The sequence below is a fragment of the Chryseobacterium nakagawai genome, assembly GCF_900637665.1.
GTDB classification, from domain to species: domain Bacteria; phylum Bacteroidota; class Bacteroidia; order Flavobacteriales; family Weeksellaceae; genus Chryseobacterium; species Chryseobacterium nakagawai.
This window is the reverse complement of sequence record NZ_LR134386.1, coordinates 5,031,256-5,047,315: the sequence shown is the minus strand read 5'-3', so window position 1 is coordinate 5,047,315 and position 16,060 is coordinate 5,031,256. Positions and strand designations below refer to the sequence as shown.

Sequence of the window (16,060 nt, the reverse complement as noted above, 5' to 3'; positions counted from 1 at the left end):
ATTAAATTTTTTAAAGTACAATTTGCAGTGACAGAAGAAATTCACCTTTTCTGTCAAAAATAGTTTTGGATGCGATATCATATAATGGCCTGCTGCTATATTGAGCAACAATTCTTGCATTCTGACCATATAAATAAAAATTGGCGCCTATATCATAATAGCTTCCGCTTTGGTTGAGAGCCTCCATATTTTTAAGAGCGTAATTAAAGAAAGACTGAATTTTTAGCACTTTACTGAATTTCGGAATAACAAAACCTGCCTGTGAAAACCAGATGTTTCCCGTTCCCATCAACACTCTGTTATTTCCGGCTCCTTCCATTGCTCGTTGCCCTGTAAATAAAGGATCTGGAGTGCCGGGATTAAGAAGTCCACTCATTCTTAAATAATTGGGACCATAATTGTAATTATAATATACCGAATAGAGTGTAAGTCCCATTTCCTTGCTTTTATTGCCTAAGGGTATTTCCGAATAGACGTCAGCTCCAAAAATATTGGCGGGATGAGATTTAAAAACATTTTCTGAAGGCTGGCTTTGTGTAGCATCTTTACTTGTATAGAACCCGGCTCCGATATTCAGAACTTTTTTCGCTGCGAGGTTATTTCCGGCTAAAAAAGAAGTGACAGTTGTTTCTTTAGTAAAGAACTGATAAAAGGCATATCCGGAGTAAGATAATTTTCCACTTTGATTATTGTCTACTGAAGGTCCTTCAACCACAGGTTTCAAGTTGGTAGCAAAAGGTTTATTGACGCTGAATCTGTAGTTAAGCCTGTTGAGCTCTCCGTGGATAAATACTCCCAGTTGTCTGGAAAACTGATCCGCAATTTCAATGGAAGGAAAATTAAAAATTGGAATATCACCTGCAAGCATTTTGGTAGTACTGGCACTGGTAAGGCGGCTAACCCCATTCCATGAATGCAAACCTGCTCCCAGATAAAGAGTATTCTTATTGGGTTTTCCTGTGTGAAAATTATTTCTTGGGATAATAGCCAGCTCATTATAGGCATCATGGAAAAAGAATGGTGCTTTTTTTCCAGCCCCATTATTACCAGTTCCGGTTCCCCCGCCTGAAATAAAACTCTGATTATTAATCCCCATTTGCAGGAAGACAGAATAATAGGGAGTCAATTGACTTTGAATTGTTAACCTCATTCTCCGGATTCCAGCATCATAAGTTTGTTCCTGGGATACCCCATTGACACTGGTGCCCGGATTATTTTCAATACTTCGAAGCCAGATCTGGCTGGAAATACCAAATTTAATCCATTGATCGCCTTTAGAGTTGAGCTTTACTTTTAGCTCTCCAATGTCCAGAGGAGTTTTCTCTAAAGAATTTTCCTCGGTAGTTTTTTTGATACTGATCGTATCCTGGCAATAGCTGTATTGCATGACGAGTACACATAAAATAATGAGTCGTTTTTTCATAAGTGCTTTTGTTTGCACCTAAACAAGATATAAATTCTGAAGAAATTCTGAAGTTTATACGGAATTTGAGATTTTATTATTATCTTTTTGTTAATCAGTGGTTTGTTTTGGGAGATTTACTTTTATTGTATGTAGATTATTCTCAAAATGATAATAGATTTCTGTGTTGTAAATCTCCAAAATCTTCTTCACAAGTGCCAAACCTATCCCAATAGAGTTTTGATTAGGGTTTCCGCGCTTGAATCTTTTAAACAATTCCTCCGTAGGAATACTAGGTGGATTTCCGGTATTTGAAATCTGTAAGGATGCTTCTGTAAGAATTATAGAGATTTTTCCATCATGTACATTGTGTCTTTTAGAATTATTGATGAGGTTATTGATGACAATGGTTGCCAGGTTCTTATCAAAATCAAGAAATACCTCTTCCTTGATATCTTTTGTCACTGTCAGGTTTTGAATTTCAAACAGATCTTCAAAATAGCAGAGCCTTTCCTTTAATAATGTGGAAAAATTGAGAAGATGTACATCTTTTTTTTCAAAATGATCCAATTTTGCTAAAAGGATAAGAGACTGATTGATTGATGATAGCCTGTCCAGTTCATCATTCATTGATGAAAGCGTGATGAGTTGGTTTTCCGAAAGTTCACTATCCATTAAGAGTTCTATTTTTCCTTTGATAGAGGCTAAAGGAGTCTGTAATTCATGAGAAGTATTTTCTGATAATTCTTCCAATAAATGATAATCTTTTTTAGAGCTTTCAGACATTTTTTTGAGAAATGTATTCAGCGATTTAAATTCTTCTGTTTGAGTCTCCATTAAATTCATGGAGCGGCTGTCTCTCAAACTGAACTTTTTGATCTCGTCCATCGCATGATAAAAAGGCTCAAGAATTTTTTTGGAAACTAAAACACTGACAATAATGGTGAGAATAATAAGAAATACCATAATCCATGCGACAACCATGATGATACTAACCAAAAAATTGTTTTCAATAATTGTAATGTACCGTACACTTGTTATGGCGTATTTTTTTTGATGAATTACAGGATAAGTAACCACTGTAATTTTGTTGATATATGACTGAATACTTTTATTCCAGATGTATTTTTCTGTAATGATTTTTTCTTTTGTATAATGGGAAGTAGAAGGAAGAATTTTTACCTGGGTTTGTCTGTGAGCTGTAAGATAGTCATAATCAGGATCGTATTTAAGTTTGTTAGCCACATACGCATTCAAATCTTCGAGTTTAAGAATGGCTGATCGCATGGTTGCTCTTTCGAAAGCAAAATAAAGAATAGCAAATCCCGTAATAAGGACAAAAAATACAAGAATGGTAAATGCTCTGGCAAAACGAAAACTTAAATTCATTTGTCAATCCATTTATAGCCTAATCCGTATACGGTATGAAGATAGTCCTGTCCTCCTACATCAAGAATTTTTTTGCGTAAGTTTTTTAAATGCTGGTAGACAAAGTCTATATTATCAACACTATAGGTATAATCTCCCCATAGGTGGCTTGCAATAGCCTGCTTAGAAAGCATTCTATTCTGATTGTTGATAAAATAGATGAGAAGATGTAATTCTTTCTTAGTAAAATTAACTAGCTGCCCATTAATTTTACATCCTTTGGATTCCAGATCTATTGTAATTTCATTGAACGTGAGAAGATGATTCATTTCAGGAGTTTTTCGCCTCAGAACAGCTTTGATTCTTGAATGAAGCTCAGGAAGGGAAAAAGGTTTAGTAATATAATCATCTGCTCCATCGTCTAATCCTGTTAATTTTGTATCCAACGAATTTTTTGCTGAAACTATAATGACACTTGCCTGTGGCATATCATTTTTGATATGCCTTAAAATTTCCAGCCCATTACCATCAGGCAGCATAAGATCCAGAAGAATACAATCATATTCAAAGAGTTCAATTTTTTCTAAGGCCTCTTTTGTGGTAGAAGCTATTTCACAGATATAATCTTCTTTCTTGAGATAATCTATCGTATTTGCTGCAAGTTCTTTATGGTCTTCTATGATTAGGATTTTCATACCGGTATTAATCCAAAATAAGCAATTATTTGGTTTAAAGATAGAAAAAACCGTTCACAAAAGAATAATTTGTGATGATTTTGGATTTTTATTACGATTCTTAAAATCTATATCCCAGAGAAAGTCCGCTTCTGAAACCAGCCCATGGCCCGTCTACTTTTATTTTTGCTCCGGTAGCATTGGTTTCTACAGTGTATTTTACAAACGGAATATCCAGATTTTCTATTTCTTTTTTTAATTGTACCTGCATATCAGGAGTAAGAACATAATCTGAACTCATTGTAAAATCACCTTTTCCGCTTCCATAATGAGCGCCCGCAATCCAGAAATCAAGGACAAGGTTCTGGCTTCGGGTAAGGAAAAACTGTACGCCAACCATAAGCCCACCACTATTTCCTTTGGTATTTCCCTGGCCTTTTAATGGAATTTGATAGGTGACTCCATTTGGTCCGTTATAATCATAGTAGAAATCAAAAGTATTGGAAGAAACATCAGAATACCGGTAATAAGGAGCAAAATAAAATCCTTTTCCATACCCTTTTCCAATATAGAATCTGGGTTCAATGGTGAAATTGGTAGCTTTTACCCTTAAGTTTTCAAATCTTTTTTCATCTTTATCTTTCAGAAATGCATTGATAAAAGGAACTTTTCCTTCCGGCATGGTTCCGAATCCGATATTTAGGGAAAACCATTGATTGATAGCCCGCTCGTAAGACAGGTTGATATTTCTGAATGCATAAGCAGTAACATTCGTCTTGATGATATTCATCTTTTCATTCGAAACGTTCTGATTTTCCTGTGCCTGAAATACCGAGAACAGGAAAAATGGTGTGCATAGGATTACTTTTTTCATAATCTTATATTTTGTGGTGTAAACAAATAACAGCAAAAAACGGGCTGAATTTAACATAATAATTTGAATTTGTAGAAGAAAATATTAAAATTCTTAATGATAATGGTGTTTTTTTATTTTGAAATTAAAATCAATGTAATGGATTGTACCAATAGATTGTTCTAAAAGTATAACCATTCTGACATGAAAAAAACGATATATACCATTTGCTTTATTTCCGGAATTATGGCTTTTTCACAGGAAGCAAAAAATGATACCTTAAGTTATTCCGGGACAAAAGAACTGCAGGAAATCATTGTAAAGGCACAACGTAAGAAACAGTTTGCTGATAAAGCGGTATATACTTTTGATAAAGAAGCGCTGGAAAAAGCAAGGTATGCAAAGGATTTACTGGGTACACTTCCGGAACTGCATCTGGATCCGGTTTCTAATACTATTATGAGTACAAAAGGAGGTACTACTTTATTCCTGATTAACGGAGTTGAAGCTACAGATATGCAGATCAGGAGTGTAGCTCCAAGTGAAGTGGTCAAAGTGGAGTATTATGATATTCCGCCGGCACGATGGGCGACAAGAGCAGATACTGTTGTTAATATTCTGACAAGATCTACTGAAACGGGATATGTTTTTGGTGCTGAGGGCACTTCAGCATTGAATACCGGATTTGTGAATGCATCTGCTTACGCAAATTATACAAAAGGCAAGAATGATATAGGACTGGAATATTCAATTTATTTAAGAGATTACACAGACAGAAGGGTAAACAGTATCTATGATTATCAGTTGGAGGATCAGCATTACCGCTCTAATGAGGATAGAAAAGATCATTTTGGGTATACTTTTCAGACGGTGGCATTGCGTTATACCCGTCTGGTTCCTGATGACTATGCTTTTCAGGCAAAGTTGAACATGAATATTTTCAGCAGGTTTTCAAAAGGAACGGGCCAAAGTATTTTTACAGTAGATAATGCTACAGAAGAGCATGCTATGTTTAAAAATAATGGCTCAGATTATGTGATTCCAAAGCTGGATCTTTATTATTCTAAAAAGATCGGAACAAAGGATGAGATAAGTATTAATGTTGTAGGTTCTGATTATACTACCTATACTTCAGAAACGGCTAAAGAATGGGTAACAGGGACTGGCCTTTCCGTATATGATAATGATATGGTTTTAAAAGCAAAACAAACAAGTTTTGTAGGTGAACTGGCGCATACACACGATTTTGTGGCAGGTAAACTTTCATCGGGATATCGTATTTCAAACTCTTCAATATCCAATGATCTGAATAATCTTTCAGGATATTCTCGGTATAAAGTAAATTATTTGGAGCAATATCTATATAGTGAATTTGCAGGGAAAATAGATAAGTTCAGTTATCGTATTGGAGTAGGGCTGACGAATATTCATAATAAAAGTGCTGAAAATACTTTTGATGAATGGTCTTTTACTCCCAAAGTAGTATTGGCTTATCAGCTTAAAAACAATCAAAGTCTCCGTTTTACAAGCAGTTATAAACCGATAAGCCCAATGAGTGGCGCACTCAGTAGTAATGTTGTACAGCTGGCGCCCAATATTGTACAGAAAGGAAATCCCTTTCTTAAATCTCAGCAGAAATGGACCAATAGCTTAATGTATTCATTGAATAATAAGTATTTTGATTTTAATTTGAATGTATCTTATTCTTATACGAATCGGGTGATTAATCAGTATTATGTTTTGGGTGATACTTTTGGAGGGTATGCATTGACTTATGAAAATGGACAATATTCTCAGCAGGTTGGAGCTTTTATTTCAGGCTCGTATAAACCTTTCGGAAATAATCTTTTGATAATAAAAGCTAATTTAGCTCCTACTTATGAAATGATAAAGACCAGCACCGGAGCTGTGATTAAAAATGATTATCTCGCCAATTATTTTGTGCTGTCTTCGGAATATAAGAATTTCTCAGCCCAATATCAATTCAATATCCCGACGTATAGCCTTAGCGGAGCTTTCCTGAATACTAATGAAAACCAGAATAATATTTTTATTAGCTATAAACATAAAAGTCTTACCTTTTCTACAGGAATGTATTGGATAGGAATGCCTTCGGAGTATAAAACAAAAAGTTTACCTGAGAGTCTGGTGGATTATAAGATTCATACCCAGATTATGAACAATAAATCAATGTTTGTACTGGGATTAAGTTATGATTTTTCTAAAGGAAAGAAAACTGAAATTCAGAAGAAACTGAATAATGATACAGCTCCGGCTGCTACTTTTTAGAAAGTCAGGAAGCTGGGAGTGGGAAGTAGTAAGCTATTTAAAGGCGTAAAAAGAGATATCGATATTCCTTGGGAACTTCTTTTAGACCAAAAGGATAAAAAAACTCGTTCAACAGCTGTGAGCGAGTTTTTTTGTATTATTTTTTGATGAATTTTATATTCTTCTTAGTTTCAGGATTTTTTCCACTTACTTCAATAAAATAGGACGCTGGTGGAAGTTCCGAGATCTGTATGTTTCCGGAATTGAGATCAGTTGTTTTGAGAAGTTTTCCATCCAAGCTGTAAATATTCGCTTTTGAATACTGATCTGTATTTCCTTTAACTCTGATAAAATCCTGTGCAGGATTAGGGTATATGCTAAAGTTTTCTTTTTTAATTATAGTATTTACTCCTAGTGTAGCAATATTCAATGCAGCTGCACTTGAAGTCGTCTGATTGATCCCTAATCCAGGTACTGATAAATTGACGGTAGTAGCGCTAAGCAATGGATATCTGTGGGTGGCATCATAATACGAATAGGCGGTATTGGTAACAGAGCCTAAAGGATTAGTAAATGTTATGTCGATAGGTAAGTGTAAATTAAAATTTTGTACAAATTTTACCCTAAGGACATTGTTGTAAGTCTGGCCATTCAAAATCAATGTGCCATAAGCATCAGCCTGTGTAGATAAGGTGCCTACGCATATTCCGCTGGCTAAAGAGGCAGTGAAAGTTCCTTTGGCAGTATCATTCTGTGCGGGCCCGAAGGTGGTGGGATAATTGATATAAGTTCCGTTATCCATACTTAAATTTAAAGTGACTTGTGGATTTATAACTCCTGTAATTTCTAGCTTTGTAGGAGAAGCTTTATAAAATATAGTATTGGTTCCGTCAGACATTTTAATAGTAGACCCAGGAAAAGTGCTAATCTCAGTACCGGTTGGTGCTGTATAATTCATAGGTAAAGCAGTTCCCAAGGTAAGACTGCCGTTTGAAAAGACGACATTGGCTCCGATTGCAGAGTTATCCACAGTTCCGGTAACAAGTTTATTATCAACAATATCATTGAGAATAGGATCATGGGATGCTTTTGTAAGCGTGATCTGAGCTGAAAACATTGCAGAAGTTCCCAACAGAAAAAGGATAGATTTTTTCATGGTCAAATTTTTTATTAAAGTTAGTTAAAAAGATGAAATAATTTTTATATTAAGTTGTTTCTAATGAAATAATTAAATAAAAAAAACCGCCCAACAGTGTTGGGCGGTTATTCTGTGTATTAAATAAGGCTAAGTCTAGTTACTCATAATCATTGTACGGTAGGCGTGGATGTCTTCAATGGTTACCACACTCATCCCTTTTTTGATTGCAAAGTCTACGATTTCCGGAAGTCTTGCCATGGAACCGTCTTCATTGGTCAGTTCACAAAGTACGGCATCATCACCAAGATTAGCCATCTTTACAAGATCTACACTTCCTTCTGTATGTCCACGTCTTTCAAATACTCCATCTTTTTTAGCGATCAGAGGAAATACGTGTCCCGGACTTGCAATATGCTCAGCGATAGCATCTGTTGCAACAGCTGTTCTGATGGTTGTTACACGGTCTTTCGCTGAAACTCCGGATTCTACACCCTCTCTGGCTTCAATAGAAATGGTAAATGCTGTTTGATTTTTTGAATTGTTGTTTTCCACCATCGGACGAAGGTTCAGGTGCTTGCTTTTTTCCTCGGAAATGCATAGGCAAACGATCCCGCTGCATTCGCGGATCAAAAGTGCCATATCCTGTTCTGTAATAGTGGAAGCGGGAAAGATGATGTCACCTTCGTTTTCACGGTTTTCATCGTCTACTAAAAGAATACCTTTTCCCTGTTGTAATGTTGAAAGTGCTTTTTCTACACGTTCTTTGGAGGTTGCTCCGAATTGTTCTAATAATTTTTCCATGTTATTTTACTTTTAAAAGTTAAAATAGTCTTCGGTACATGGAAATGAAATACAATACCGCAAGAGCCCATGAAGGATCTTACCGTATGTCTCATTTTCTTCTCCCATCCAGACTTTAACTGTCGGTTTTGGAATTTCACCAAATCAGTCCCTTCAAATGAAAGGAGTCGCGGACTGTAACCGCCGGTAGGGAATTACACCCTGCCCCGAAGAAAACTTATACTAAGTTTTACTGTATGTTTTGATTTAAATTTTTATATCATTAAAAATATTTAATACACAAGCCGCTAATTTCGGAAAGTTTTCTGAAATGAGAAAGGGTTTTTCGATAGGAATTTTCAATGGCTGATTGGTTTTTTAAATAAAAATCCACTCCCATAACAGGAGCGGATTTTGTATGCGTTTTTTTCTAATATGAATAGATTTTACTTGATCTGTTTTAGCTGTTCATCGTATAATCCTATGAGCAGACTATTTCCGTCTTTGTCTGTTTTTATTCCTCCATAGGCGGCTTTATTATATTTTTCTGCCTGTCCTTCCTGGAAAAAGAAAGATTCTGCTCCAATATTAATTCTCCAATCGTCGGGTGAAGAATATTTGATGAGGTATTCGCCTGCTTTCAATGGAGTGGCATCTTTTTGAAAACGAACCCGCTGAGCAACGCCTTGCGGATCAAGTTTTACAACACAGTAACCGCGTTTTGGAATCTTTTCAGCATTAACAGTATTGGAAATATCATATCGTAAGGTCATATAATCGCCCTGCATCAGTGAACGGGGATCTACAGGTGCTAATTTTAATAAGATAGGCTGTCCGTTCTTTAATAAAGTCTCTTTTTCCATGACTGAATAATTGAAATAGACTAATAAAAGAACAAGGTTGAAAATAATGATAAGCCATTTATATTTTTTCATGAGCTGTCAGTTTTTTGTGAGCGAAGAAATACATTGCCAAAAAGAAAATCCCGGATCCAAACAGAAGTATGGATTTGGTCAACAATGTAAATTGAAGGTCATAATAAAATCTTCCGATAAAGCAGATCAAGGCAATGATGGATAAAACAAATCCGGTTTTGTAATGGGTATAAAAACTTAACAGCATTATGAGAATAGCTCCCGCAATGGTTGGTGTTAATAAGGTGGGTGATAAAACCAGAACCGTTAATGCATAAATAGCGATTTTATAGAGTGTATTAGTCACCTGTAATGTTTTGAACAGGAGAGATATCACGTAAAGTATTGTTATGACAATCATAACAGACGTTATCCAGTCATAATAATATTCTGTAACACGGAAAAAAGATCCAAATCCCAAAAATGCAAGGGTCAATATAAATGAAAAAATCATTCCTGTACGAATCGGATCATACAATTTAGATAGAACTTTGCTCTTAGTTATTATTTTTGGTTCCTGAAGAAACAGATAAGTAGTGAAGATCGTCTGAAGTATAATAATTGCAGAGGTTAAATGATAAATATGGTTGACCTGAGCCAATGCAAATATGCTTCCGTTGATAATTAATATGGAAATGAAGGAAAGAATATAGCTTTGTACCAAAAATAAAGTGCATAATGCAAGCGCTATGAATACAGGATAAATAGTATCCCCTTCCGTAGAGAGGGCAAGACCCAGCAGTGAAAATCCGGTAATGAAAAAAGAGACACTCAGGGTATCTATGATGGTTTTTCCTGATATTCTACTGATCAAAGAAGATCCGGCAATACAGATAACTCCCAATATTCCTGCTCCTATTTGTGAATCGAAAATCTGCATCATGAAAACAAAACCTAAAAAAGCAAGACAGGCCATTATTCCTCCAAAAATGGATAATATTTTGATAGATAATGATTGATGATTAGTATCTTTTTCCTGATAATCAGCTATCATTGCTTCTTCATCAAAATGAATCTCTTTGTTGCTTACTGTACGAAGATGATTCATGAGTTCTATGATATTTTCTTTATTTCTCATTTTTCCATTTTTTTTGAAGATTCATCAGATTTTTAATAATGAACGTGATACTCACGATGACAAAGAAGAAAACCAATAAGAATATGGCTTCATTATCTCCTGTTTTGAATAGCAAGGAGCAGATAATAATGACAATACTCAACGGAATAATGGCAAAATAAAAACTGTTTTTTGTTTTGAAACCGTACCAGATTCCTAAAGTGTAAGTAACAATGCTAAGTGGAATTAAAAAAGATAATAATGTTCTGTGGCTATCAACAAAATCAAGACAAAGTCCAAAGGTGGATACACTCACAACGGCCAGAGATAGAATGTTGGTAAACCAATTAGGAATGCTGAGTTTTTTATAATGAGAAAGCAGGATCGAGCCTATCAAAATAGCTGCATTAAGAACAAAAAGTAAAAGAATAATAATACTGTCATCCCAGTCTTTGGCCACTTGATTTGAATATAAAATAAGAGTGGTATTGATTAAAACCACATACAGTAGCCATAAAGGAGCAAAATCTGATATAATGACCCAAAGTGTTATAAAAATAGTCCATGCCAGAAAGAAATCGTAGGCATCTGCGCCGGTTTGATAAATCTGACCGAATACAGCAAATAAAACTCCTATAAGGGCTGAGGCTCCAGTGAGAATAATATTTCTGGTATTGTTATTAATTTTAGGCAATAATGCGAAGACGGTAGCTGCAATAACCAGTACTTCCGTAAGTACTATTTTAGCAAATTTTGGCAGCTCTGCCCAATTATAAGCAAAGAAGAAAATAATCCCGGATACGGTAAACCCGATTCCCAGGCTGATAAGAAATAATTTAAGAAATTTTAGCCATGCTTCTTCGTTGCTGTAGATATGGTCTTTAAGAAGAGTGTTAATTTCTTTTTCGTTGAGGTTGCTATGCCTGCTAAGGATCTGAATGTCTTCTCTTTGTAGGTTTTTCATTGAGGTGTTTAAGTGTGTTTTTTTTAATAATTGCAAACTGCTTATGTTGATTTTTATATGTTGCTATCACGTATGCAATTATTTCTGTCTTTTGTTTTTAGTTGTGATTATTACAGGTTAGCTAAAATTATTCCCTTAATATTTTTTCCATCTTTTTTCCTTTGGCCAGTTCATCAATCAACTTATCCAGATAGCGGATATTTCTCATCAGCTCATCTTCTATTTCCTCTATACGATATCCGCAAATAACACCTTTGATTAATGACACATTAGGATTCATCTGAGGAGCTTGTTCAAAAAAAGTCCTAAAGTCATTTTTATTATCTAATTGTTCCTGAAGTCCTTGTTCATTATAGCCTGTCAGCCAGTGAATAATTTCATGAACTTCAGATTTTGTCCGTCCCTTTTTTTCTGCTTTTTGAATATAATGTGGATAAACGCTGGCAAAAGCTGTGGTGAAGATTCTTGTATTCTGCATGGCTTTTGTATCGGATGTTTAGATTAACTTTTTTAATACTTCATCAAGAATCGTATTGAATTCTCCTGGTTTTTCGAGCATAGGATAGTGGCCCACTCCTGTAATCGTTACATAATGGTAATCCTTTAAATACTTACGATTATTTTCGAGACTAGTAGGAGATGTATCAGAATTAATGGCTATTACAGGAACCTGAACCTGCTTTGCAATATTTCTGAAATCTGTTACGTATAAAGGTTTGAGTACATTGATCGCTTTTTCAGGTTCATTCTGAAGGAACTCTTCTTGTAATCTTTCCTTTACAACTTGCGGTGTCTGCTCTGCAAAAAGATATTGAGGAAGAATGTTTTCTACAGCATATTTAAAATCGGAACGATACATGGATAGTATTTCTTCTACCTGTTCTTCAGTATAAGATTCATCTAGGTTTTTCAGAGTGTCTATCAAAACCAAAGCCTTTACTTTTGGAATCTTTAAAGAAGCTTCAAGAACATAAGCACCACTCATTGAATGACCAACGAGGATAATTTCCTGAGCCTCTATTGCATCGGCTACAGCTTTTATATCATCAGCGTATCGGGAACTATTCCAGTCATTTCTGGCAGAATCAGATTTTCCGTGTCCAGCGAGATCCATTTGTATAATATGATAATTGGGAGCCAAAAATTTCTGTTGGTCATCCCACCATTCAGTATTTCCAAGCCAGCCATGAATTAGAATTATGGCTGTATTTCCGTTTCCGGATTCCTTGTAATGAATTTTTTGGCTATCTGAAGAAACTGCATATTTTTCCATAGAAATTTTATTTTATGTTGGTGTGCGAATGATTATGAAACTAAGGTACAAAAAGCCTGTAAAAAGGAAGACTATTTCTTTTTTAGAGTCTGTTTATATCTTTTTTTATTGAATTTTGAATAAGGTGATGGTATAGTCAAGTAATTTATGATTTCCATATTCACCATGGCCCGGAACGACAATTTTTACATTGGGATATTCCTTTTTTACTTTTTCAACAGTGGCAGACCATGTGGAAACATTGGCATCACCCAGATATCCTTTGCTGGCTTCCAGTTCTTTTAGCAGACAGCCGCCAAAAAGAATATTTTCACTGGGAAAATAACCTACCGTATTATCTTTTGTGTGTCCTTCTCCGAAGAATTTAGTAATCGTTTTTTCATTCCCAACTTTTAATATCAAGGAATCACTAAAACTGTTTTGAGGAATCACAAAATTATTTTGTTGGGCTAATTCAATGGTTTTAGAATACGAATAAGAAGGAATATGATGATTGTGAAATGCCTGTAAGCCACCTAAACTGTCATCGTGAAAATGGGTGGGAATAACAGCATTGATTTTAGCATGAAGTGTTTTATTGATCCATTGGATCAGTTCTTCGGAACTTTTGTCGTTTGTAGGAGTATCAAAAATAATGGTCTCTGTGCCGTTTTTTACAATAAGCCCATTGCAGGGGACGTTCCCGAAGTCATTAGTTTGTTTAAAGGAGGTATGGATAAAAGCATTTTCTGAAATCTGCGTAATGATGAGGTTTTCAGATTTATAAATTTCTTTTGCTGTAAAGTTGTTGGCGTGTTGAGAACCACACCTTAAGATGATAAAAGAAAATAAGATGATGAATAAACTTTTAATGATCCTCATTGTTTTATTTTTTACAGGGTCTTTTTGATTGATATTATGTAGTTTAAATTACAAAATATTAAGTGATGAAAATGAGTCAGGATTTATTTTTTTTAACCCAATCCATAAATTCACTGAAGACGCTCATCCACATATCTTGTGGTTCTTCATCAGGATTAGAAGGGACCGTTTCGAATCCATGGTCGTAATCCGGATATATTCTGTAGGTCAAATTTTTCTTGTGCTTCCTGATAAATTCGGATTTGATGATTAATGAAGACTCAATAGGAACTGCCTGGTCTTGGGTTCCAATGGCGACAAATACTGGAATATTTATTTTTAGGAGATTTTCAACAGCGGGTTCTGAAAACTTATGCCATCTTTTATAGGTATTATTCATCCAGAATTTATTGATATCATTCGGATGAGCTTCTATATCAGTTAGTTTTTCATAAAGACTATCCAGTTTCATAGCTGCCAATTTTTCATCAATTTTCTTTTCGCTTGCATCCTTTCTGATCATCAGTGCAAAATCATTGTATTGGCTGTTTCCGCTTCCGGACCAGAATCCGACATGTGTTAGTTTTTTATTAACAGTTCCCAGTTTCGCTACTACATCACTGCCTTCTGAATGTCCAATGGCAATTATATTTTTAGGATTTTTTATTTTTTTATTAAGGTCGTTAATTACCTGATCATACTGCCAAACTCTATAATCCAGGGATTCATTTTCATAAAAGCATTTTGAAGGATGGTATTCTTGATTAATGGTAACGAAAGGGACACATTTTTTAGCCACCACGATAAAAGCATAATCTTTTGGAAGCTTTTCCAGCTCAAAAGGAATCGTGGAAACTACTGATGTTGTTTTTTTGTCTTTGGTAACGTTAAACATCGGGAAAGCTCCTGATCCATGTATGAATAATAAAATTCCTGTTGTGCTGTTGATCTCTTCTTGGGAATAAACATAATAATTGATGGTATCATTCTTTTTGAAGATCGAATGATGCTTAAAATGTTTATAAGACGGAGTGTTTTGTGAAAAGCCCCATTGAAAGAAGAAAAGTAAAATTCCAAATACTATTTTTCTCATAGTCTTTTGATGATAGATATTAGTGTGTGATGTAAAAATATACATTTTGTATAGAACACATCATAAAAAACATGAAAAGTCTAGTGTTTTTTGGGCTTTGAAAATAAGCAGTTTTTGCACAAGATAAAGGGGCAATAATAGATCTATAAAAAAGTTATCCACATAAATTTATTCACATTTATTGTTGGATGTGGAAAATTTTGTGTGGATATTTATTTGTTTTAAATTGTTGATTATTAAATATTTATTTAGTGTTTAAGAGAGGTTTAAAAAAGTTATCCACATTTTTTAATAAACATTAATTGATTAAGATAAAGTTATCCACATGTTTTATTCTTGGTCTGACAAACCATAGATTTTTGTATTCTTATAATGAAAGGAATAACGACACGATTGGTGAGTTCTGTTTATTATAATCCTTCTATGTATTTTTCGTAACCGCTTTTTTCCAAAAGATCTTTAGCACTTAAATGATAGACATCCTTCCAAGAATCCGGACCGTTTTTGTCAACATATTTTTCGATGATCCGGAATCCCAGCCAATAGTTCATAGATTTTGGAGCATCCGGAAATAGTTTAAGCTTATCATTTCTTAATAATGGATTATTTCCGGAGGTATCAGAGAAATAAGGCTTTAATTTTGTAAATATTTCTTTTTCGTTGTTGAGGTACCAGTTCCAGTTCTCCTTTGTCATGTTTTCCACTGCCTCATATTTTTCTATTTTATGGGTAAAGAAAACGTAGGTGAAGTAGCAGGCAAAGCCCTCATCTATGGTTTGGCTCAATGCAGATCCTCCATTGTTATCAGCGTTTCTGAAATGTTCATAAACTAGATGATTTAATTCATGGGGAAGCCCTTTTTCAAGCGTGTAGGGTATATCTACATTTTTATTATTAAGTTCTAATGCAAATTGTTCTGCATTGCATCCCCCAAATGAAATTCCTGTGATGGGTGTGAAGATTAAACTGATTGTAGCTTTAGGCTGATAAGGAACCAGTTTGTTGAATCTGATAAGGGTTTCCTGAAAATGTTTTTGGAGATCAATACTCAAAATAATACTGGCCTTCTCTTCAAATTCCTGCTTATTTTTTTCATATAAAGTTTTGTTCCAGGCAATCATGCCTTTAGGGTTGTTGAAAAACTGGGCATTTTCATCTCCGAAAATAACACCATAGCAGCTGTCCCATAATTTTTTATGAGGTAAATAAACATTTTTTACAATCCTTGCAGAGTCGTATTGTTGGTTTTTATGGGCAAGAAGCTGATGTTTAAATAAGTTTTTAATGACAATATTTTCAACTTTCACACTATCGGAAACTTTTTCTAATCTGCTATAATCAAATTTTTTATTAACAATAGAGGATGAATTTCTTGTAGAACAAGAAATTATGGTAAGCATTGATAAAAATAGAATATTTTTTTTCATGGAAAAGGT

At 34.7% G+C, this 16,060-nt stretch carries 15 protein-coding genes and 1 riboswitch; of the genes, 1 reads left to right on the top strand and 14 read right to left on the bottom strand.

The features are described from left to right. Nucleotides 1-10: 10 nt before the first annotated feature. The 4 genes from EL260_RS22695 to EL260_RS22680 all read right to left on the bottom strand — a co-directional run bounded on the left by EL260_RS22695 (nt 11) and on the right by EL260_RS22680 (nt 4,318). Nucleotides 11-1,423, bottom strand: coding sequence for a porin (locus EL260_RS22695; protein WP_123857762.1), 1,413 nt, complete (start codon nt 1,421-1,423; stop codon nt 11-13). Nucleotides 1,424-1,513: 90 nt separating this feature from the next. Beyond that, entirely contained in the window at nt 1,514-2,791 is a 1,278-nt protein-coding gene (locus EL260_RS22690) for a sensor histidine kinase (RefSeq protein WP_123857761.1), read from the bottom strand. Further along, entirely contained in the window at nt 2,788-3,465 is a 678-nt protein-coding gene (locus EL260_RS22685; RefSeq protein WP_123857760.1) for a response regulator transcription factor, read from the bottom strand. The genes EL260_RS22690 and EL260_RS22685 overlap by 4 nt, the downstream gene beginning before the upstream one ends. A 100-nt stretch (nt 3,466-3,565) precedes the next feature. Next, nucleotides 3,566-4,318: a DUF3575 domain-containing protein gene (locus EL260_RS22680; RefSeq protein WP_228445580.1), complete on the bottom strand. Its 753-nt coding sequence runs from the start codon at nt 4,316-4,318 to the stop codon at nt 3,566-3,568. 183 nt (nt 4,319-4,501) lie between these two features. Here EL260_RS22680 and EL260_RS22675 point away from each other — a divergent pair, with 183 nt between their 5' ends. Further along, nucleotides 4,502-6,586, top strand: coding sequence for an outer membrane beta-barrel protein (locus EL260_RS22675; protein ID WP_123857758.1), 2,085 nt, complete (start codon nt 4,502-4,504; stop codon nt 6,584-6,586). Between the two features lie 136 nt (nt 6,587-6,722). Here the strand turns inward: EL260_RS22675 and EL260_RS22670 are convergent, their stop codons facing one another. The 10 genes from EL260_RS22670 to EL260_RS22625 all read right to left on the bottom strand — a co-directional run bounded on the left by EL260_RS22670 (nt 6,723) and on the right by EL260_RS22625 (nt 16,051). After that, the gene (locus EL260_RS22670; RefSeq protein ID WP_123857757.1) at nt 6,723-7,721 is read right to left on the bottom strand and encodes a T9SS type A sorting domain-containing protein; all 999 of its coding nucleotides are present in this window, start codon (nt 7,719-7,721) and stop codon (nt 6,723-6,725) included. A 135-nt stretch (nt 7,722-7,856) separates the two neighbouring features. Next, complete coding sequence (gene ribB / locus EL260_RS22665) at nt 7,857-8,504, bottom strand: 3,4-dihydroxy-2-butanone-4-phosphate synthase (protein ID WP_123857756.1); 648 nt, start codon at nt 8,502-8,504, stop codon at nt 7,857-7,859. 92 nt (nt 8,505-8,596) lie between these two features. Continuing rightward, a riboswitch (FMN riboswitch) is annotated at nt 8,597-8,722 on the bottom strand. 207 nt (nt 8,723-8,929) lie between these two features. Next, nucleotides 8,930-9,418 (bottom strand): GDYXXLXY domain-containing protein, encoded by a 489-nt coding sequence (locus tag EL260_RS22660; RefSeq protein WP_123857755.1) that lies wholly within the window; start codon nt 9,416-9,418, stop codon nt 8,930-8,932. Then, nucleotides 9,405-10,475 (bottom strand): DUF4401 domain-containing protein, encoded by a 1,071-nt coding sequence (locus EL260_RS22655; RefSeq protein ID WP_123857754.1) that lies wholly within the window; start codon nt 10,473-10,475, stop codon nt 9,405-9,407. The genes EL260_RS22660 and EL260_RS22655 overlap by 14 nt, the downstream gene beginning before the upstream one ends. Further along, nucleotides 10,465-11,418 carry a DUF2157 domain-containing protein gene (locus tag EL260_RS22650; RefSeq protein ID WP_123857753.1) on the bottom strand — a complete coding sequence of 318 codons (954 nt, stop codon included), beginning with the start codon at nt 11,416-11,418 and terminating at the stop codon, nt 10,465-10,467. The genes EL260_RS22655 and EL260_RS22650 overlap by 11 nt, the downstream gene beginning before the upstream one ends. A 127-nt stretch (nt 11,419-11,545) precedes the next feature. Next, nucleotides 11,546-11,896, bottom strand: coding sequence for a DUF2200 domain-containing protein (locus tag EL260_RS22645; RefSeq protein ID WP_123857752.1), 351 nt, complete (start codon nt 11,894-11,896; stop codon nt 11,546-11,548). 18 nt (nt 11,897-11,914) lie between these two features. Next, a complete protein-coding gene (locus tag EL260_RS22640) occupies nt 11,915-12,691 on the bottom strand; it encodes an alpha/beta fold hydrolase (RefSeq protein ID WP_123857751.1) in 777 nt (258 codons plus the stop codon). Nucleotides 12,692-12,796: 105 nt separating this feature from the next. Further along, nucleotides 12,797-13,552: a CHM family subclass B1 metallo-beta-lactamase gene (gene blaCHM, locus EL260_RS22635; RefSeq protein WP_123857750.1), complete on the bottom strand. Its 756-nt coding sequence runs from the start codon at nt 13,550-13,552 to the stop codon at nt 12,797-12,799. 76 nt (nt 13,553-13,628) lie between these two features. Continuing rightward, nucleotides 13,629-14,624, bottom strand: a complete 996-nt coding sequence (locus tag EL260_RS22630) for a prolyl oligopeptidase family serine peptidase (RefSeq protein WP_164466566.1) — start codon at nt 14,622-14,624, stop codon at nt 13,629-13,631. Nucleotides 14,625-15,034: 410 nt separating this feature from the next. After that, on the bottom strand, nt 15,035-16,051 hold the full coding sequence (locus EL260_RS22625; RefSeq protein ID WP_228445578.1) for a DUF2268 domain-containing putative Zn-dependent protease: 1,017 nt from the start codon (nt 16,049-16,051) through the stop codon (nt 15,035-15,037). Nucleotides 16,052-16,060: the final 9 nt, after the last annotated feature.